Origin of the sequence: Allorhizobium paknamense, assembly GCF_030815125.1 — a bacterium.
GTDB lineage: Bacteria > Pseudomonadota > Alphaproteobacteria > Rhizobiales > Rhizobiaceae > Allorhizobium > Allorhizobium paknamense.
The window spans coordinates 208,407-225,829 of record NZ_JAUSWH010000007.1; the positions used below are offsets into that span (position 1 = coordinate 208,407).

At 61.0% G+C, this 17,423-nt stretch carries 20 protein-coding genes; 8 read left to right on the top strand and 12 right to left on the bottom strand.

The annotated features are described in order from the left end of the window. Positions 1 to 112 precede the first annotated feature (112 nt). The 5 genes from QO005_RS13020 to QO005_RS13040 form a co-directional block, all read right to left on the bottom strand. Complete coding sequence (locus QO005_RS13020) at positions 113 to 1,279, bottom strand: polysaccharide biosynthesis/export family protein (RefSeq protein ID WP_307158468.1); 1,167 nt, start codon at positions 1,277 to 1,279, stop codon at positions 113 to 115. A 368-nt stretch (positions 1,280 to 1,647) separates the two neighbouring features. Further along, entirely contained in the window at positions 1,648 to 2,274 is a 627-nt protein-coding gene (locus tag QO005_RS13025) for a nucleoside triphosphate hydrolase (RefSeq protein WP_307158469.1), read from the bottom strand. Beyond that, positions 2,271 to 3,053 carry an ATP-binding cassette domain-containing protein gene (locus QO005_RS13030; RefSeq protein WP_307158470.1) on the bottom strand — a complete coding sequence of 261 codons (783 nt, stop codon included), beginning with the start codon at positions 3,051 to 3,053 and terminating at the stop codon, positions 2,271 to 2,273. Before QO005_RS13030 ends, QO005_RS13025 begins: the two co-directional genes overlap by 4 nt. Further along, the gene (locus QO005_RS13035) at positions 3,053 to 4,135 is read right to left on the bottom strand and encodes an ABC transporter permease (RefSeq protein WP_307158471.1); all 1,083 of its coding nucleotides are present in this window, start codon (positions 4,133 to 4,135) and stop codon (positions 3,053 to 3,055) included. The genes QO005_RS13030 and QO005_RS13035 overlap by 1 nt, the downstream gene beginning before the upstream one ends. Before the next feature lie 221 nt (positions 4,136 to 4,356). Then, complete coding sequence (locus QO005_RS13040; protein ID WP_307158472.1) at positions 4,357 to 5,382, bottom strand: sugar ABC transporter substrate-binding protein; 1,026 nt, start codon at positions 5,380 to 5,382, stop codon at positions 4,357 to 4,359. 320 nt (positions 5,383 to 5,702) lie between these two features. Between QO005_RS13040 and QO005_RS13045 the strand changes: the two genes are divergently transcribed. Both QO005_RS13045 and QO005_RS13050 read left to right on the top strand, forming a co-directional pair. Beyond that, entirely contained in the window at positions 5,703 to 6,932 is a 1,230-nt protein-coding gene (locus QO005_RS13045; protein WP_307158473.1) for an ROK family transcriptional regulator, read from the top strand. Further along, positions 6,932 to 7,360, top strand: a complete 429-nt coding sequence (locus QO005_RS13050) for an RbsD/FucU family protein (protein ID WP_307158474.1) — start codon at positions 6,932 to 6,934, stop codon at positions 7,358 to 7,360. The genes QO005_RS13045 and QO005_RS13050 overlap by 1 nt, the downstream gene beginning before the upstream one ends. A 222-nt stretch (positions 7,361 to 7,582) precedes the next feature. On the opposite strand, the gene QO005_RS13055 is transcribed toward QO005_RS13050, so the two are convergent. Beyond that, a complete protein-coding gene (locus tag QO005_RS13055; protein WP_307158475.1) occupies positions 7,583 to 7,747 on the bottom strand; it encodes a DUF1328 domain-containing protein in 165 nt (54 codons plus the stop codon). 227 nt (positions 7,748 to 7,974) lie between these two features. On the opposite strand from QO005_RS13055, the gene QO005_RS13060 reads away from it, so the two are divergent. Together QO005_RS13060 and QO005_RS13065 are read left to right on the top strand one after the other, a co-directional pair. Then, on the top strand, positions 7,975 to 8,193 hold the full coding sequence (locus QO005_RS13060) for a NepR family anti-sigma factor (protein WP_370878065.1): 219 nt from the start codon (positions 7,975 to 7,977) through the stop codon (positions 8,191 to 8,193). After that, the gene (locus QO005_RS13065; protein WP_307158476.1) at positions 8,190 to 8,756 is read left to right on the top strand and encodes an RNA polymerase sigma factor; all 567 of its coding nucleotides are present in this window, start codon (positions 8,190 to 8,192) and stop codon (positions 8,754 to 8,756) included. The genes QO005_RS13060 and QO005_RS13065 overlap by 4 nt, the downstream gene beginning before the upstream one ends. Positions 8,757 to 8,882: 126 nt before the next feature. Here QO005_RS13065 and QO005_RS13070 read toward each other — a convergent pair whose 3' ends face one another. Next, the gene (locus QO005_RS13070; protein WP_307158477.1) at positions 8,883 to 9,263 is read right to left on the bottom strand and encodes a hypothetical protein; all 381 of its coding nucleotides are present in this window, start codon (positions 9,261 to 9,263) and stop codon (positions 8,883 to 8,885) included. A 114-nt stretch (positions 9,264 to 9,377) separates the two neighbouring features. Here QO005_RS13070 and QO005_RS13075 point away from each other — a divergent pair, with 114 nt between their 5' ends. Beyond that, entirely contained in the window at positions 9,378 to 10,133 is a 756-nt protein-coding gene (locus QO005_RS13075; RefSeq protein ID WP_307158478.1) for a Crp/Fnr family transcriptional regulator, read from the top strand. 85 nt (positions 10,134 to 10,218) lie between these two features. On the opposite strand, the gene QO005_RS13080 is transcribed toward QO005_RS13075, so the two are convergent. After that, a complete protein-coding gene (locus QO005_RS13080) occupies positions 10,219 to 10,383 on the bottom strand; it encodes a DUF1328 domain-containing protein (RefSeq protein WP_307158479.1) in 165 nt (54 codons plus the stop codon). A gap of 250 nt (positions 10,384 to 10,633) precedes the next feature. On the opposite strand from QO005_RS13080, the gene exbB reads away from it, so the two are divergent. From exbB to QO005_RS13095, 3 genes are read left to right on the top strand one after another with little or no spacing between them, the layout of a single operon-like run. After that, positions 10,634 to 11,605 (top strand): tonB-system energizer ExbB, encoded by a 972-nt coding sequence (exbB, locus tag QO005_RS13085; protein ID WP_307158480.1) that lies wholly within the window; start codon positions 10,634 to 10,636, stop codon positions 11,603 to 11,605. 4 nt (positions 11,606 to 11,609) lie between these two features. Then, the gene (gene exbD, locus QO005_RS13090) at positions 11,610 to 12,071 is read left to right on the top strand and encodes a TonB system transport protein ExbD (protein WP_307158481.1); all 462 of its coding nucleotides are present in this window, start codon (positions 11,610 to 11,612) and stop codon (positions 12,069 to 12,071) included. Continuing rightward, entirely contained in the window at positions 12,068 to 13,009 is a 942-nt protein-coding gene (locus QO005_RS13095) for a TonB family protein (RefSeq protein ID WP_307158482.1), read from the top strand. The genes exbD and QO005_RS13095 overlap by 4 nt, the downstream gene beginning before the upstream one ends. A 550-nt stretch (positions 13,010 to 13,559) precedes the next feature. On the opposite strand, the gene QO005_RS13100 is transcribed toward QO005_RS13095, so the two are convergent. The 4 genes from QO005_RS13100 to rocF form a co-directional block, all read right to left on the bottom strand. Further along, positions 13,560 to 14,963, bottom strand: a complete 1,404-nt coding sequence (locus QO005_RS13100) for a family 4 glycosyl hydrolase (RefSeq protein WP_307158483.1) — start codon at positions 14,961 to 14,963, stop codon at positions 13,560 to 13,562. 76 nt (positions 14,964 to 15,039) lie between these two features. Next, a complete protein-coding gene (locus QO005_RS13105) occupies positions 15,040 to 15,198 on the bottom strand; it encodes a YqaE/Pmp3 family membrane protein (RefSeq protein WP_307158484.1) in 159 nt (52 codons plus the stop codon). 113 nt (positions 15,199 to 15,311) lie between these two features. Continuing rightward, on the bottom strand, positions 15,312 to 16,364 hold the full coding sequence (gene ocd / locus QO005_RS13110; protein WP_307158512.1) for an ornithine cyclodeaminase: 1,053 nt from the start codon (positions 16,362 to 16,364) through the stop codon (positions 15,312 to 15,314). Positions 16,365 to 16,393: 29 nt separating this feature from the next. After that, positions 16,394 to 17,329, bottom strand: coding sequence for an arginase (gene rocF, locus QO005_RS13115; RefSeq protein ID WP_307158485.1), 936 nt, complete (start codon positions 17,327 to 17,329; stop codon positions 16,394 to 16,396). Positions 17,330 to 17,423 lie beyond the last annotated feature (94 nt).

The following is a 17,423-nucleotide window of genomic DNA, read 5'->3' on the forward strand; positions in this document are numbered from 1 at the left end:
ACGCACAGCGCCGTAAGTCTTTAAATCTGCTGCATAATTTTCACCTTAAATCGATTCCGATTTAAGGAATTATGCAGGAGGCTCCCTTTTCCCATCCCGTGTTTTCAGGACATCAATCGGTCAGCGTGCGGACGCCGGAGGCGGTGCCGACCGGGGTTGCGATCAACTGCATGAACTTCAGGAAGTCCACCGTCGGATGACGCGATGCGTAGATAATGTCGCGGTTCTTGATCGGGAAGCTCTGGCCGACGATCAGGCTGTCCGGCGCATGCATGTTGAAGCGGTAGACGATGGGGTAGCGGCCATCCTTGTTGGCCATCATGCCCTTGGCCTGCAGGTCGTGGAAGCGCTGGGGTCCGAGCAGGTCCATGACGATTTCCGGCTCTTCGTAGCGGAATACGAAATAGCCTTCGGCATCCACCTTGTCGTCGGAACCGCCACCGGCCATGGCAATGGCTTCGAGCAGGTTAAGGTCGTTGGCGCCGAAATTCTGGCGGGCGTTCTTCGCCACTTCGCCGAGCACGGTGAAGGTGCGCGGGTCATGTGTCACGAAAATCTGGTCGCGCGGGTCGACATAGATGTTTTCACGCGGGTTTTCGATCAGCGATTTCAGCAGCACGGAGGCGGTCTTGTTGCCGCGCACCAGCGTGACATAGGTCTCGTAAGGCTCGCTGGAGGGTCCGCCCGCCCGGGCGATCACCTCGGTAATGCGGTCGCCAGCCAGACTGAGTTCCACGCTCGACGGCTTGCCGACCGCACCCGATACGGTGACGCTGCGCGAGGTGGTGCCCGCAGCCGTGACCAGCACATCCGGTTCCACAGCCTTGTTGACGAGCTTTTCCAGAATGGCCTTGCGGGCCTCTTCCTGCGTGCGGCCAGCCAGCTTGATCGGACCCACATAGGGAATGGTGCCGGTGCCGTCCGGTTGGACCACCACTTCGATGGTGGTCTGTTTGGATTCGGAGGTGGAGAACAGGCCATCGGAGCCCGCCTCGAAAATGCTGATCTTCAGCTGGTCGCCGACGCCGATGACGACGCGGCTCGCTGCGCCGCCAATGCCGAAGCGCCGGCTGAGCAGGCTGCTGGAAAAGCTTGCCACCATGCGGGCCGTCTTCTGGTCGACATCGACCACATCATAGACGGCCGCATTCGGCCTGTTCAGTTCCTGGCGGGATTTACCGGCCTGTTTTTCGATCTGGGAGGAAAGCGGCCCGGAAGCGGGAAGGGTGTCGCAGGCTGCAAGACCCGCAGTCAACATCACTGCGATGACCTTTTTCAACGGAAAACTCTCCACTCGCATCCACTCCTGCACGCATCCGACTCGCGATCGAAACTCGATCTCTCATGAGGGGCGTCATTCTAGTAGCCACCTTCCGCGGCTGTTTCAAGACACCCCCGGAGGCCGGAGGCTATTGAATCATTCTTAACGAATTACCTTTGCCGAAGCTTTTCTCATGCTTTCTTCGCTGCATTGCGACAGAATCTGTCTGAAAACGGCACAGGCTCTGGGAAATGGGAGCTTTCAGCCTGTGGATAAAGATGCTTCTCCGCTTTCGGCGGAGGCGGCAGGCGGCGCAGGGCGCAGAATTTGAGGGGTTTTCCCTTGTGGATGCAGAACATCCCGGCTCGGTAAACGCCGGGATGGATTTACAGATCGACGATATCGACGGAGATATCGGCGGGACGGGAGCTTGCAATCACCCGGCGGCCATTCGGCAGGTCGTTGCCGTTCAGCTTCCAGTCGATCGCCGCCTCGTCCAGGCCGTAATGCACCCAGCGCTGGCGCAGGCGTTCTTCCAGAACCTCAAGCGGCGGGCCGACGAAGATTGTCAGGTCAAAACATCCGCCAAGCCGCGTCCAGGGGGCTTCATCGAGCAGCAGGTAATTGCCTTCCACCAGAATGAACCGTGTGTCGGGGGAAATGGCGCGCGCCGAGGCGATGGCGATTTCCCGCGAGCGATCGAAGACGGGGACGAGAACTTCCTCATCACCTTTGCGGACGGCGGAGACGATATCGAGAAAGCCGCGGACATCGAAGGTTTCCGGCGCACCCTTGCGGGGCAGAAGGCCGCGTTCTTCCAGCAGGACATTGTCCATGTGGAAGCCGTCCATCGGCAGGATTTCCGAGGTTTCGCCCGCCTCGATCAGCGCCTGGCGCAGCGCGTCCGAAAGGGTGGATTTGCCCGCGCCGGGCGGACCGGCAATGCCGATCATGAAACGGCTGGCCCCCTGGGCCAGCCGCAAAACCTCGTCTTTCAATGTCTCGAGCTTCATGCCGCGAGCACTTCCTTCGGCGGCTCCTTGGCACCGGTCATGAAGGCCACCGCGTCGGACATGGTATAGTCCTTCGGGTTGATCACGCAGAGCCGCTTGCCGAGCCGGTGCACGTGAATGCGGTCGGCCACTTCGAAGACATGCGGCATGTTGTGCGAGATCAGCACGATCGGCAGCCCACGCGCCCGGACGTCGAGGATCAGTTCCAGCACGCGACGGCTTTCCTTGACGCCAAGCGCTGCGGTCGGCTCGTCGAGAATGACCACCTTGGAGCCGAAGGCGGCGGCGCGCGCCACGGCCACTCCCTGGCGCTGGCCGCCCGAAAGCGTCTCCACCGCCTGGTTGATATTCTGGATGGTCATCAGGCCGAGTTCGGAAAGCTTGTCGCGGGCAAACTTTTCCATGGCCGGACGATCCAGCTTGCGGAACACGCTGCCCATGACGCCCGGCTTGCGCAGTTCGCGGCCGAGGAACATGTTGTCGGCAATCGACAGCGCCGGAGACAGCGCCAGGTTCTGATAGACGGTCTCGATCCCGGCCTTGCGCGCCTCGATGGGCGAGCGGAACTGCACCGGCTTGCCTTCCAGGCGAATCTCGCCCTCGTCCGGGGTGATGGCTCCGGAAATCGCCTTGATCAGCGAGGACTTGCCGGCACCGTTATCGCCGATGACGGCCAGGATTTCGCCCGGGTAGAGGTCGAAATCGGCATTGTCGAGAGCGGTCACCTTGCCGTAGCGCTTGATGAGGCCGCGAGCGGAGAGAATGGGGTCGTTAGCCATTAGCCTGCTACCTTTCTGATCCACTGGTCGATGGCGACGGCGGCAATGATGAGCACGCCGATCAAGAGATAGGTCCATTGCGGGTCGGTGCCGACGAGGCGCAGGCCGAGCTGGAACACGCCGACGATCAGCGCGCCGAACAGCATGCCGAGAATGGAGCCGCGGCCACCGAAGAGCGACAGGCCGCCGATCACCACGGCGGTGATGGATTCGATATTGGCAAACTGCCCGGCGGTGGGCGAAACGGAGCCCAGACGACCGATCAGCGCCCAGCCGCCCAGCGCACAGATCAGGCCGGACAGCGTATAAACGGAGATGAGCATGCGCTTGACGTTGACGCCCGCCAGTTCCGCCGCATCCGGATCGTCGCCCACGGCATAGAGATGGCGGCCCCAGGCGGTCTGGTTCAGCACGTACCAGAGCGCCAGAACCAGCAGCACCATGGCGATGACGCCATAGGTGAGAACGGCGCCGCCGAAGCGCAGGTTTTCACCGAAGAACTGCAGGATTGGTGCATTGGCCACAAGATCCTGCGAGCGGATCGTCTCGTTGGCGGAATAGAGGAAGTTCGAGGCAAGCACGATCTGCCACATGCCGAGCGTGACGATGAAGGGTGGCAGCTTGACGCGCGCCACCAGCCAGCCGTTGATGAAGCCGCAGGCCGCCCCCGCCACAAAGCCACAGAGAACGGCCAGCGGACCGGGAATGCCGTAATGCACGGCGAACTGGCCCATGATGACGGAGGAGAGCACCATGATGGCGCCGACCGACAGGTCGATACCGGCGGTCAGGATGATCAGCGTCTGGGCGGCGCCGATGATGCCGGTGATGGCCACCTGTTGCAGGATCAGCGTCAGCGAGAAGGCGGAGAAGAATTTCGAGCCGAGAATGGCGCCGAACACCGCCACCGACAGAAGCAGCACGATCAACGGCACGGCAGCCGGGCTGCCATGCAGGAAGTGCTGGAATTTCTGCAGCGGTGTCTTGTCGTTGGTGTCGAACTGGGCAACTTGCGTCGAGCTGCCAGAAAGCACTTTTTCATATTCGAGATGCGGTTTGGTGGCGGCTTGTGGCTCGCTCATCGATCTTCCTCCCGTCTGCCTCTTGCGAGGATGTGAGGGCCGCACGGGCGCACGCATTTCTCCCGTTCGGCAATGAAATTTTAACTATTTTCAAAAGGGCGATTGCACGCTTCAGTTGCTTGCGCCTCTTGCGGGAAGGGCGGCCCTTGTGCCGGCCGGTGGGTTTGCCCACCGGACCCGTTCCAGGCCGCCCTTTGCCGTGTCAAAAAATTAGCGAGGCATCAGCCCCAGCACTTGGCGGTGCCTTCCTTGGTGTCGATGGAAGGAACGCCCTTGGCCGGCTTGTCGGTCACCAGCGAAACGCCGGTGTCGAAGAAGTTCTTGCCTTCGGTCGGCTTCGGCTTGGTGCCGGTATCGGCGAACTTCTTGATGGCCTCGATGCCGAGAGCCGCCATCATCAGCGGATACTGCTGCGAGGTTGCGCCGATAATGCCTTCCTTGACGTTCTTCACGCCCGGGCAACCGCCGTCAACGGAAACGATCAGCACGTCCTTCTGCTTGCCAACAGCCTTCAGCGCTTCATAGGCGCCAGCAGCAGCCGGTTCGTTGATGGTGTGAACGACGTTGATGTTCGGATCCTTCTGGAGAAGGTTTTCCATGGCGGTACGGCCGCCTTCTTCGTTGCCGTTCGTCACGTCATGGCCGACGATGCGCGGGTCGCTTTCATCGCCGATCTTGTTCGGATCCTTGGGGTCGATGCCGAAGCCGATCATGAAGCCCTGGTCGCGCATGACGTCGACGGACGGCTGGGCCGGCGTCAGGTCGAGGAAGGCAACCTTGGCGGTCTTGGCCTTGTCGCCGAGCGTTGCGGCGGCCCACTGGCCGATCAGCTTGCCTGCGAGCAGGTTGTCGGTGGCGAAGGTGGCGTCGGCAGCGTCGATCGGGTCGAGCGGCGTGTCGAGGGCGATCACCAGCAGGCCGGCGTCGCGGGCTTCCTTGACGGCGGGAACGATGCCCTTGGTGTCGGAAGCGGTGATCAGGATACCCTTTGCGCCGTCGGCGATGCAGGTTTCGATGGCGGCAACCTGGCTTTCGCTATCGCCGTCGATCTTGCCGGCATAGGATTTCAGCGTCACGCCGAGTTCCTTGGCCTTGGCGGTGGCACCTTCCTTCATCTTGACGAAGAAGGGATTGGTGTCGGTCTTGGTGATGAGGCAGGCGGAAACGTCCGCTGCGTGCGCACCGGAAGAAAAGGCAACGCCGAGGGCCAAGGCGCCGAGCGTGGCGCCGATCAAACTGGTCTTCATTTGAATCCTCCCAAAGGATAATCGATAAACGGCGCCCGCTGAAGGCCCCGTCCGGTCAACAGAGGCCTGCATCTCCCGCCCGGCTCTCCCTGTTTCCGGGGTTAGAACAGCATCAAAGCGCGGCCCTGTCAATAAATAAATCGAGTTGAATTATTAATTCGCTGTGGCATTCTGCACAGCATGCGACGGCGCGGGAGGATTGGCTGACGCCGAAGGATCGATCGTGTATCGCGATGCTGCCGGGTGGGGAACGGGGAGCGGGATAGGCGGTCGGTGCACCGGTTGATGAGCCGGAAAGAAGAAAGCCGGGAGGAATGGCAATGACGGATCAGGCAAGCGCCGAGCAGGCGCAGCAGTCCCCGATCCTGGAGATCAGCGGCGGCGCCAACCAGATCGGCGTGCGCGCCTATAACGAGCGGCTGGTCATGTCGCTGGTGCGGCGGCATGGCGGCCTGTCGAAGGCTGAAATCGCGCGCCGCAGCGGCCTTTCGGCCCAGACGGTCACGGTGATCATGCGCGCGCTCGAAAAGGAAGGCCTGCTTATTCGCGGTGAGCCGATGCGCGGCCGTGTCGGCCAGCCGTCCGTGCCGATGCTGCTCAATCCCGACGGTGCCTTTTCCTTTGGCGTGAAGATCGGCCGGCGCAGCGCCAGCCTCGTGCTGATGGATTTCGTCGGCACCATTCGCCAGGAGGTGACCTGCACCTATCCCTATCCCATGCCGGACTCGCTTCTGGACTTCATCGTCGATGGCATTGCTGGCATTGAGGCGCGGCTGAGCGTGGCGGAGCGGCGGCGGGTGGCGGGTGTTGGCATTGCCGCGCCTTTCGAATTGTGGAGCTGGGCGGAAGAAACCGGCGCGCCCGCCGAGGATATGGCCGCCTGGCGCAAGGCCGACCTGCATGCCGATGTCGCCGCGCGGGTGCCCTATCCGGTCTTTCTGGAAAACGATGCAACGAGCGCCTGCGCCGCCGAACTGGTCTTCGGCGTTGGCCCGCAATATCCGGATTTCGTCTATTTCTTCATCGGCTCCTTCATCGGTGGCGGCATCGTGCTGAATTCGGCGCTGTTTTCCGGGCGCACCGGCACGGCAGGCTCGCTCGGTCCGCTTCCGGTGCAGAACCGGCAGGGCAAGACGGTGCAGCTTCTGAAGATCGCCTCGATCTTCGTGCTGGAAAACCTGCTGCGCGACCATGGCTATGACAGCCAGCCGCTCTGGTATTCGCCGCGCAACTGGATCGACTACGGCGAGCCGCTGGAGATCTGGATCCAGGATTGCGCTGCGGCTCTTGCCCAGGCCATCGTCGCCTCGGCCTCCGTCATCGATTTTTCCGCCGCCGTCATCGATGGCGGCTTTCCCGAATGGGTGCGCAGCCGGCTGGTCGAGGCCACGCGGGCGGCGGTGCAATCCCTCGACCTGCAGGGCGTGCTGATGCCCGACATCGTCGAAGGCGTGGTGGGTCATCAGGCCCGCTCCATCGGCGGGGCCAGCCTGCCGCTGTTTTCCCGTTATCTTTTGGATCAGAATGTGTTGTTCAAGGAGCGTCAATAATGCTGAAAGGCATCAATCCCATTCTCAGCCCCGATCTTCTCGCCACCTTGCGGGCCATGGGCCACGGCGATGAGATCGCCATCGTGGATGGGAATTATCCGGGTCTCGAACATGGCCGCCGGCTTGTGCGCCTGGATGGTCATGGCCTGATCCCGGTTCTCGATGCGATCCTGTCGGTCATGCCCATCGACGATTTCGTGCCGGAAGCGATTTTCCGCTCCACCGTTGGCAAGGATCGCGATGCGCTCGACCCCGTGCATGAAGAAATCATCGCCTGCTGCGCCCGCCATGAGCCAAAGCAGCCGGTGGTGCCGCTGCTCGGGCCGGATTTCTATCCGCGCGTCAAGGCCGCGCACACGGTCGTGCAGACCGGTGAGCCGCGTCTTTATGCCAATGTCATTTTGAAGAAGGGGGTCATCTATCCGTGACCCGCCGCACTCCGGGCCGCTGTTTGCGGACCGCAGCGGCCCGGATGCATTCATTCATCTCTCAATAGACAAAGGCAGCGAATGCGAAAGACGCATTCGCTGCCTTTAGAGCATTTCCAGGAAAAGTGTAGTCACGGTTTTCCGTCCGGAAATACGTAAAAACAAAAGCTTAGAGCATTGCCGCGAGAAAAGCGCAATCGCGGTTTTCCGTCCGGACATGTTTTAGACGCGGCGGAAGAGCCTGCTGACCAGCGAGATCAGGAAGAGAACGATAAAGACGAAGAAGAGGATCTTCGCGATACCTGCCGATGCACCGGCAATACCACCGAAGCCGAGGGCTGCGGCAACAAGGGCGACGACGAGAAAGAGCAGCGAATAGTAAAGCATGGACGACCTCCTGTCATATCCGTGGGAAACACTGTCCTATCCAGACAATGATGTTCGGACTGGAAAACGGGCCACCGTGCATTAAGTTCCACTAAATCATGACGAGCAAAGAGAAGCGCCCGCTTGCGACGAAATTCTGCATTGTTCGAAATAGTTCATAACAGGCAGGAACCTTCGTCCCGATTGCCCGTTAACGGAGCGACTTGAAATCAAGGCTCAGAAACAGCATGAATAACAATTATCACAACATGAAGGATGCGGGCGATGAAGCGCCGGGCCATGCGCAGTCCGGGACGCATCACACAATAAGCGCAAAGCTCAAGCATTTTTACAATACGGTTCAGGAAGAAGGCATACCGGACCGCTTCGTGGAACTGCTGGAGCGGCTGGAAGCTGCGGAAAAGCAGGCTGGCACAGGAAGCGCGATCAAGGACAAGGCCCGATGAGTGTAGACAAGCAAGGCGAAGACCGGGGCTTCAAGCGCGAGATGCTGGCAGCATTGCCAAATCTTCGCGCTTTTGCCGTTTCCCTGACCGGCCGTCATCATCTGGCCGACGATCTGGTGCAGGACACGATTATGAAGGCCTGGGCCAAGCAGGATCATTTCGAGCCGGGCACGAATATGAAGGCGTGGCTGTTCACCATCCTGCGCAACGAATTCTATTCGCAGATGCGCAAGCGCGGTCGTGAAGTCTCCGATCCCGATGGCATTTTTACCTCCCAGCTTGCCGTCCATCCGCAGCAATATGGCTCGCTGGACTTGCAGGATTTCCGCAAGGCGCTGGAGCAGCTTCCTTCCGATCAGCGCGAGGCGATCATTCTGGTGGGCGCTTCGGGCTTTGCCTATGAGGAAGCCGCTGAAATCTGCGGCTGCGCCGTCGGCACCATCAAGAGCCGCATCAACCGCGCCCGCAACAAGCTTCAGGAAATTCTGGGCGTGAGCGGCGAGGGCGATTTCGGCCCCGATGCCAATGATGCAGCGGTGACGAAACGCGCTTTCGCGGTCTAATACCAAGGCTCGAAGATGCTGACGCATCCTCGCCTTGAAGGGATTCGAATATCTCAAATGCATCCAGGGCTTGAGATATTCGAAAAGGGAACACGAACGGTCATTTTCAATGACCGTTCGTGTAATTCAATCGATTGTCCTGAGTGAAAGTCTGCCCGCGGCGGTGCGAACCGCCGACAGCAGGCTTTGCTCATGAAAGGGTTTGGGCAGGATTGCGACGTCGTCTTCATGGCCGGTCAATCCCGGCACATCCTCGAAGGATGTGAGAAAGACGATGCCGAGGCCTTTCTGCCGCAGCAGCGTATAGCGGCTGCGGTTGCTGGCGGCGGAGGCGGCCGCCGCCAGCAGCACGATATCGAAGTGAGCGCTGTCAAGCTCCCGTTCCATGTCACGTTCGGCGCAGACCGTCACGGAGCTGCCGGTCAGTTCCGTCAGCAACAGCTCGATCTCCAGCGAGATCAGGGCCTGTTTTTCCGCAACCAGAATTCTCAACGCATCGGGGGCCATGCAGGGAACCTTTTTCAAAAAGGTGCCTTATCAGGGAACAAGATGATGCCGTCATTTAAAAAAGACATGACCGCCGGTTTTCCTGAAACGGGAAGGTGGGAAGAGGGTGAGCCAATGGAAGAAGACCGCCTTCGTCTGGGCGTGCACACGGCCTGTCTGGTCTGCCCGCTGCGCAGCAATCCTGCTTATCGCGATTTTTCGCCGGAGGAGCTGGAGTTTACCCGGCATTTTCGCAGCGGCGAACTGCATGCCGGGGCCGGTTCGGCGATCTTTCATGAGGGCAACCAGAATGCGCATCTTTATACGGCGCTGTCAGGCTGGGGCTTCCGCTACAAGACGCTGTCCGACGGGCGCCGGCAGATTCTCAACTATATCCTGCCGGGTGACATGATTGGCCTACAGGGCGCGATTTTCGAGGAAATGAACCATTCCGTCGAAGCGCTGACGGAAATGCGGCTCTGCGTTTTCGAGCGCAAGCCGCTTTATTCGCTCTTCGAGAAACATCCTGGGCTCGGCTACGACCTGACGTGGATCGCCGCGCAGGAGGAAAGCATTCTCGACGAGCATCTCTTGAGTGTCGGCCAGCGCACCGCAATCGAGCGTGCCGCCTATCTTCTGGCCTTCCTGCACCATCGCGGGCGGGCAAGCGGCGTGCTGACCTCCGAGCGCACGCTGATGCCGCTGACCCAGGCGCATGTGGCCGACACCCTGGGGCTTTCCATTGTCCACACCAACAAGACGCTGCGCAAACTGGCACTGTCCGGCGCGCTGCGCTGGCTGGATCGCGGCTGCGAGGTGCTGGACCCGGACGCCTTGCAGCGGCTTGCCAAATGGACGCCAAACGACCAAAGGCGGCGGCCATTTCTGTGAAATTCCTGCACGCATGAAAAAAACATAGGGTGCAAATGCAAATGGCCGGTTCGAAACCGGCCATTTTTCTTCATTCTCATACGTGTCACGCCACGACGATCACGCCCGTGACCAGTGCGATGATAACCAGCACCAGCACGATGAGGATCAGGATGCGTGCGATGCCGAAGGACGCGCCCGCAACACCGCGAAAGCCCAAAAGGCTCGCCACGGCGGCGATCAAAAGAAAAATCAGGATCCAATGCAGCATTTGCCAGCCTCCTTTTTAATTGCGATCAACGCGTTAACGCGGGCCAGTAGCCAATGTTCCATGGCTTGAGCCGCCCGGTAAGACTGGCCTTTTCGCCATGTTCACCGAGGTGAGACATCAGGGTCCTCCAGCAGGATGCGGCTTTTCCATCGAATATTACTTGAAAAATCCAATCATGTTTTATATCGGGTGGATAACAGTCTCCGCGTGCAGGCGGAAACGAGGCGTCAGACATCGGAAGGGTATCGTCATGGTCCACCGTCGCCGGAAACCATTCATTGCCGCAGGTTTTGCCGTGTTGCTGGCAGCCGTCCTGCCCCTTTCCGGGGCCAAGGCCCAGGATTCAACGGCACCTCAGGCCGTGCCGCCGCAGGTGGAGGCGACAGAGCCCCACTCCGGCCAAGCCGCGCCACAGCCGGTCGCTCCGGTTCCTTCTCAGCCTGCTCCGCAGATCCATGCGCCCGAGCTTGCCGCCGCTCAAGCCGGGGCGGCAAGGGCGGATATTCCTCATGACCTCTCGCCCGTCGGCATGTTCATGGCGGCGGATTGGGTGGTGAAATCGGTGATGACAGCGCTGGCTCTTGCCTCGCTTGCCACCTGGACCATTCTGATTGCCAAGACCCTGCAACTGTCCACGGCCAAGGCCGGGCTTCGCCGTGGTCTGAAGGCGCTGACGCAGGCGCGTTCGCTGGCGGAGGCCGTTGCGGTTCTCGGCGGGCGTCGCGGCACGGTGTCTGCCATGGTGCGGGCGGCAGCCGAAGAGGTGAAGCTTTCGGAACCGGCGCTCGATCACGCAGGCAATGAAGGTGTCAAGGAACGTGTCACCTCGGCGCTGACGCGCCTTGAAGTGCGGGCGGGCCGGGCGATGACCGGCGGCACGGGCATGCTGGCGACCATCGGCTCCATTGGCCCCTTTGTCGGCCTGTTCGGCACGGTCTGGGGCATCATGAACTCCTTTATCGGCATTTCGCAGGCGCAGACCACCAATCTCGCCGTCGTCGCGCCGGGCATTGCCGAGGCGCTGCTGGCCACGGCCATCGGTCTGGTCGCGGCCATTCCGGCCGTCGTGGTCTATAACATCTTCGCCCGCGCCGTGACCGGCTATCGCCAGCAACTGGTGGATGCCGCCGCCGTCATCGAAAGGCTGGTCAGCCGCGATCTCGACTTTCGCAAGCTGCCCGCCGAAGTAAAGGCCGCCCGGCTGAAAGTGGTGACGGAGTAGGTCCATGGCTGGCGGTATTCGCGATCATGGTGACGATCTCGTGGAAAACCACGAGATCAACGTCACGCCCTTCATCGATGTCATGCTGGTGCTGCTGATCATTTTCATGGTCGCTGCGCCGCTGGCGACGGTCGATGTCAATGTCGACCTCCCAGCCTCCAGCGCAGCGCCCTCCAAGCGCCCGGATGAGCCGGTCTATCTGACGCTGAAGCAGGATCTGAGCCTGTCGCTCGGCAATGAGACGGTGCCGCGTGAACACTTGGCCGCAGCGCTTGCGAAAATCTCCGGCGGCGACAAGGAAACGCGGATCTTCCTGCGGGCCGACAAGGCGGTAGGCTATGGCGATTTCATGGGCGTGATGAACCTTTTGCGGGATGCCGGCTATCTGAAAATCGCGCTGGTGGGGCTTGAAACGCTGCCGCAGCCGGGCGTGGCCCCTGTCACAGAGGATATAAACGGGCAATGAGCGGCATTGATCATCCGACGGGCCGTCCGTCCCTGGTCAACGGGCTGATCTGGTTCGTTGCCGGGCTTGCGGCGCTCGGCGTTCATGCCGGAGCGGCGGCGCTGATGCTGCGCGAGGCGCCGGTGGAGGTGGGGGATAACCAGCCACCCGCCGCCATCATGATCGAGATGGCGCCCGAGCCGGAAGCCGTCACTACGGATGATAATCAGGTGTCGCCGGACCAGAAGACGGTCGAAGAGGTCAAGACCGCCCAGGCGGAGCCGACGCCCGAGCCGGTAGAGCCGCCGCCGCAACCGCAGCCGGACCCACCACCCCCCGAGCCGGTGGTCCAGCCGGAACCCGAGCCGCAACCGGAACCGGAACCGGCGCCACCCGAACAGGCAGAGGTCACGCCGCAACCGGCCCCCGAACCTCCGAAGGAGGAGCAGGAGGTGACGACTGCGCTCGACAATGTCGAGGTGCCGCTGCCCCTGACACGGCCCTTGCCGGAGAAGCCGAAGCCGGTGGAGGAGGCCACACCCGCCCGCAAGCCCAAACCCAAGGCCGCCCCGCAGCCGCAGGCGCAGAAAGAGCAGGTCGAGGCAAAGGCCGAGACGGCCCCTTCAGAGCGCACGGCAGCACCGAAAACCAGTTCCGGACTGTTTTCTTCCGCCCAGACCCCGGCAAAATGGCAGGCGCGGCTGATGGCCTATCTGGAGCGGCGCAAGCGCTATCCGCGGGAATCAGAGGCGCGGGGCGAGCAGGGAACGGTCTATGTGCGGATGCAGATCGATGACGAAGGCAATGTCATCGCCGCATCGATCAGCCGCTCTTCGGGGTTTCCGGCGCTGGACAATGCGGTGCTCGACTCCATCCGCAAGGCCTCTCCGGTGCCGGCGCCGCCGCCCGGCGTCAACAAAACGATGAGCCTTCCCTTCCTCTTCCAGTCGAAGGGCTGATCTCAGCCTTTTGGGTTAGACCGGCAGGAAGCCTGCTGATGTCAGGCCGCTCTAGGGTCAAAACTCAATCAGGATGGGTGTTCTGCAAGGCGTATTTTGTGTCTGAGTAGGAGGAAGGGTGCAGGAAATGCCGATCATTTTCAAACCTTTCCGACGCCCGCAGGCGCAAAATACGCCTTGCCCGAAGGGTTGAGCGGGATGGGCAGCCTGATTGCGAACAATGCTCGACAAGGCCTCAGGGCCTTGCCTTGCGCTTGTTCGCGGCCATCCAATCCCATCCCGTTCAACAGAACACCCATCCTGATTGAGTTTTGACCCTAGGGTGTGTGGACATTCGCCCTTGAGCGGGCTGCAAACGGCAATTTCCTGCGCTTACCTAGGCTCATGTACTCAAGTACACTCCGCTCCGGGTCTCGAAAATCACCGTTTTCGCCACGCCCAAAGCCGAATGTCCACACACCCTACAGCGCCGTGCGCCATATATGGCGCACGAAGATTCGCTGTGTGCTTTATATCTGCTGCATAATTTTATCCTTAGATCGCTTCCGATTTAAGGAATTATGCAGTAGCAGGCCAGTTCCTGCGGCAGGCAATGGCGTGTGGCGGCAATCATCTCGCCGAACATCTGCTCCGCCCTGGCAAGACCGATGGGCTGCACCAGCGGGTCCGAGAGAAAAAGCGGCAGCAGCGCATCGGCGTTGCGGTTCAGAACCGCGTCCAGCAGTGCCGTCTGGCGCAGCGCGTGCGGCAGAACCAGCGTTTCGACGGCAGGCGGCAGGCGGCCCGCGAAAACCGGCTGGATGCCGAGGCCGCTGAAACGGGCATTGGTTTCAACGATCACGCCTTCCGGCAGACCCGCCACCTGGCCGCGATTGGGCAGGTTGACATTGCTGACATGTTCCTCGCCACCCAGCAGCGCGCGCAATTGCTCAACAATAGCTTCCTCGGAAGGGGCGGGTGGAGGCAGGGGCGCGCCCGAATCCAAGGCTTCTGCCGCCGCCACCTTCTGGCTGCGCTCGCGAATACGGTACTCCACCGGCGTCAGGCCGAAGGCGAAGTCCCGGTGCCGGTCGAGATACCAGCTCTGCGGCACGAATTCGGCAAGGTGCCGGTCGCCTGCGGCGGCGGCAATGCCGAAACGGCAGGTGAGGTCGAACTTCACCTTGCTCATGTCTTCGAAATAGCGCTCATGCTCATCATTCATGTCGATAGGCCGCTCGCGCCAGCCGCTGTCACGATGCTGCTCGGCAAAGGCCAGATAATCGGCCATCATGTCCACGCCATCGACGCTCATGGCATTGACCCAGGTGAAGTGGTTGATGCCCAGCACGTTGACCTTGGCATCGGCCATGCGATAGTGGATTTCGCCCCGCTTCTGGTTGGCCAGAAAGGCCAGCGTGCGCCGCGTCTTGATCACTTCATGGCAGGCGCCCCAGGCACGGATGTCCGGGAAAGCGCGAAACAGCGCACCCGTCAGCACCGACATGGGATTGGTGAGGTTCACCACATAGGCTTTCGGGCAATGTTCGCCAATGGCAAGCCCGATCTCGTAAATGGCCGGAATGGCGCGCAAAGCTCGGATGAAGCCACCCGGCCCGACGGTATCGCCAACGGACTGGACGATGCCATAGCGCTCCGGAATGGCGATGTCGCTTGCCATTTCGGCGAAGGTGCCGGGCAGGATGGAGATCACCACGAAATCCGCCCCGGTCAGGGCGGCGGCCAGCGTTTTTTCCGCTGTGTAGGTGACCTTGGCGCTGGGCGCTGCCGCCGAATAGCGTTGTCCGATGCGGGCGTTCCGTTCGGCGGCGGCATGGTCGATATCGTAAAGCGCCACCTCCGCTGTCAGCGTGCCGTCATGGGCCAGATCGCCCATCAGCTTCGTCGCCCAGTTCAGCGAGCCGCCGCCCACATACGCAATCCGCACCGGCCGTGCATTGTCAAACGTCCGCATATCGTTCCTCCCAAAACATATCTGCTAGTATGTCAGATTGTTGGGCGGCAGTATACCGTTGACACTGGATTGATCCCTACTTCCTGAGGATCACCCAGATTGCGTGGATAATGCCGGGAATATAACCGCAGAGCGTCAGAAGGATATTCAGCCAGAAGTGCAGGCCAAGTCCCACCTGAAGAAAAACGCCGACCGGCGGCAGGATAATGGCAAACAAAATGCGGATGACGTCCATCGTTAATCCTTTCCTGTTTGCTTTCTCAAATGGCAATGCCCGCCCTTTTGATCCAGAGCGGGCATGATAAATTTTATTTTAACTGCATTTTACAGCAAAAACGTGTCTTGTCCTTATAATTTCGCCTTGCAGCGGAGCAGCATGCCATAGAGATCGCGCGGCTCGTCCGGGTCGGCCAGCAGGTCCAGTTCGGTAAAGAGGCCGGTTTCGGCAAGCTTGTCCCGCACATAGCGCAGCGCCGAAAAGTCCTCGATGGCAAAGCCGACGGAATCGAAAAGGGTGATATCGCCGGGGCTGCGACGACCGGGCGCACGGCCTGCCATCACCTGCCAGACCTCCCGCACCGGAAAATCCGCCGGCATTTGCTGGATTTCGCCTTCGATGCGCGTCTGCGGCGGATATTCCACGAAAACATCGGACCGTTGCAGAATGTCCCGATGCAGTTCCGTCTTGCCCGGACAGTCACCGCCCACGGCATTGATGTGCACGCCGGGACCGACCATGTTGTCGGTGAGAATGGTGGCGCATTGCTTGTCGGCGGTGACGGTGGTGATGATATCGGCGCCTTCCACCGCCTCCTCAGCCGAGGCGCAGATGGTGATCTCGAAGCCATGGCCCTTGAGATTGCGGCGGCATTTTTCGCTGGCGTCACGGTCGATGTCGAAGAGGCGCAGCCGGTCGATGCCGCAGATCGCCTTGAAGGCAATGGCCTGGAATTCCGATTGTGCGCCATTGCCGATGATGGCCATGGTCCGGGCATCGGGCCGCGCCAAGTATTTTGCCACCAGCGCCGAGGTGGCCGCCGTGCGCAGCGCCGTCAGAATGGTCATTTCCGACAGCAGCATCGGATAACCATTGCCGACATCGGCCAGCACGCCGAAGGCGGTGACGGTCTGGCGGCCTTCCCGCATGTTCTTGGGGTGGCCGTTGACATATTTGAAGCCGTAAAGCGTGCCGTCGCTGGTGGGCATCAGTTCGATCACACCCTCCTCGGAATGGGAGGGAATGCGGGGGCATTTCTCGAACATCTCCCAGCGGCGGAAATCCTCTTCGATCACCGCGGCAAGCTCGGTGAGGAACCGCTCTACACCCACCCTCAGCACCAGTTTCATCATGTCGTCGACACTGACGAAGGGCACGACATTCAGCTTTGGCAAAGGGGTCATGGCCGGTGTCGCAAGGGTGGTGGCTGTGGTCATCGAAAGCTCCCGCTAAAATCCTGGGTGGGCCGGTCCATCACCTGCCGTCCCATCAGGCTGGCCGCCAGATCCGCCATCAGCGTGGCGGTTCGGCCGCGTTCATCGAGGAAAGGATTGAGCTCCACGAGGTCGAGACTGGTGACGAAGCCGCTGTCATGCAGCATTTCCATCACCAGATGCGCCTCGCGGAATGTCGCCCCGCCCGGCACCGTGGTGCCAACGGCAGGCGCAATGCCGGGATCGAGAAAATCCACGTCCAGGCTGACATGCAAAAGCCCGTTGGCGGCTTCCACCCGGGAGAGGAAATCGCGCAGCAGCACGGCAACGCCATGTTCATCGATCATCCGCATATCGTGCACGGTGACACCGCTGCCCTTCAGCGCCTGCCGCTCCGCCGGGTCTACGCTGCGAATGCCGATCATCGTCACCCGCGTGGGGTCTACAGAGGCGAGGAGCGGCGGATAATAGCCGTCAAAGCCGGGCCTGCCGGTGAAATAGGCAACCGGCGTGCCATGCAGATTGCCGCTGACGGTGCTCTCCAGCGTGTGAAAATCCGTATGCGCATCCAGCCACAATACGAAAAGCGGCTTTCCCTTCTCCTGGGCGCGGCGCGCCATGCCGGCAACCGTTCCGGCGGACAGCGCATGATCGCCGCCAAGAAAGATTGGCATGGCGCTGGCGCTTTCCCGGTAGGCGATCTCCGAAAGCGTTTCGATCCAGGCGGCGGTTTCGGCCAGATGATGGACGGCGGCATTGGGATGCGGCATGTCTGCGAAGGGGCGGGGTGCGACGTTGCCGAGATCTGTCACGCGGTGGCCGAGGTCGCGAAGGGCATCTGGCAGGCCTGCAATGCGCAGCGCACTCGGCCCCATTTCGCAGCCGAGGCGGCCAGCACCGGTCTGAATGGGAACGCCCACGAGTGTCACATCCATCGAACTCTCCTTTATTTATCCATTTGAGCAGGCAAAGCTGGCGGTTTGAACAGGGCATATTGGCAGAAATGGCAAATTGGCTTATCATTCTGGC

Bases quoted from the DNA above. Each gene is read 5' to 3' on its own strand.
- QO005_RS13025 (WP_307158469.1), bottom strand. From the start codon at position 2,274: ATGAAGCTCGAGACATTGAAAGACGAGGTTTTGCGGCTGGCCCAGGGG.
- QO005_RS13030 (WP_307158470.1), bottom strand. From the start codon at position 3,053: ATGGCTAACGACCCCATTCTCTCCGCTCGCGGCCTCATCAAGCGCTAC.
- QO005_RS13035 (WP_307158471.1), bottom strand. From the start codon at position 4,135: ATGAGCGAGCCACAAGCCGCCACCAAACCGCATCTCGAATATGAAAAA.
- QO005_RS13040 (WP_307158472.1), bottom strand. From the start codon at position 5,382: ATGAAGACCAGTTTGATCGGCGCCACGCTCGGCGCCTTGGCCCTCGGC.
- QO005_RS13045 (WP_307158473.1), top strand. From the start codon at position 5,703: ATGACGGATCAGGCAAGCGCCGAGCAGGCGCAGCAGTCCCCGATCCTG.
- QO005_RS13050 (WP_307158474.1), top strand. From the start codon at position 6,932: ATGCTGAAAGGCATCAATCCCATTCTCAGCCCCGATCTTCTCGCCACC.
- QO005_RS13055 (WP_307158475.1), bottom strand. From the start codon at position 7,747: ATGCTTTACTATTCGCTGCTCTTTCTCGTCGTCGCCCTTGTTGCCGCA.
- QO005_RS13060 (WP_370878065.1), top strand. From the start codon at position 7,975: ATGAATAACAATTATCACAACATGAAGGATGCGGGCGATGAAGCGCCG.
- QO005_RS13065 (WP_307158476.1), top strand. From the start codon at position 8,190: ATGAGTGTAGACAAGCAAGGCGAAGACCGGGGCTTCAAGCGCGAGATG.
- QO005_RS13070 (WP_307158477.1), bottom strand. From the start codon at position 9,263: ATGGCCCCCGATGCGTTGAGAATTCTGGTTGCGGAAAAACAGGCCCTG.
- QO005_RS13075 (WP_307158478.1), top strand. From the start codon at position 9,378: ATGGAAGAAGACCGCCTTCGTCTGGGCGTGCACACGGCCTGTCTGGTC.
- QO005_RS13080 (WP_307158479.1), bottom strand. From the start codon at position 10,383: ATGCTGCATTGGATCCTGATTTTTCTTTTGATCGCCGCCGTGGCGAGC.
- exbB (WP_307158480.1), top strand. From the start codon at position 10,634: ATGGTCCACCGTCGCCGGAAACCATTCATTGCCGCAGGTTTTGCCGTG.
- exbD (WP_307158481.1), top strand. From the start codon at position 11,610: ATGGCTGGCGGTATTCGCGATCATGGTGACGATCTCGTGGAAAACCAC.
- QO005_RS13095 (WP_307158482.1), top strand. From the start codon at position 12,068: ATGAGCGGCATTGATCATCCGACGGGCCGTCCGTCCCTGGTCAACGGG.
- QO005_RS13100 (WP_307158483.1), bottom strand. From the start codon at position 14,963: ATGCGGACGTTTGACAATGCACGGCCGGTGCGGATTGCGTATGTGGGC.
- QO005_RS13105 (WP_307158484.1), bottom strand. From the start codon at position 15,198: ATGGACGTCATCCGCATTTTGTTTGCCATTATCCTGCCGCCGGTCGGC.
- ocd (WP_307158512.1), bottom strand. From the start codon at position 16,364: ATGACCCCTTTGCCAAAGCTGAATGTCGTGCCCTTCGTCAGTGTCGAC.
- rocF (WP_307158485.1), bottom strand. From the start codon at position 17,329: ATGGATGTGACACTCGTGGGCGTTCCCATTCAGACCGGTGCTGGCCGC.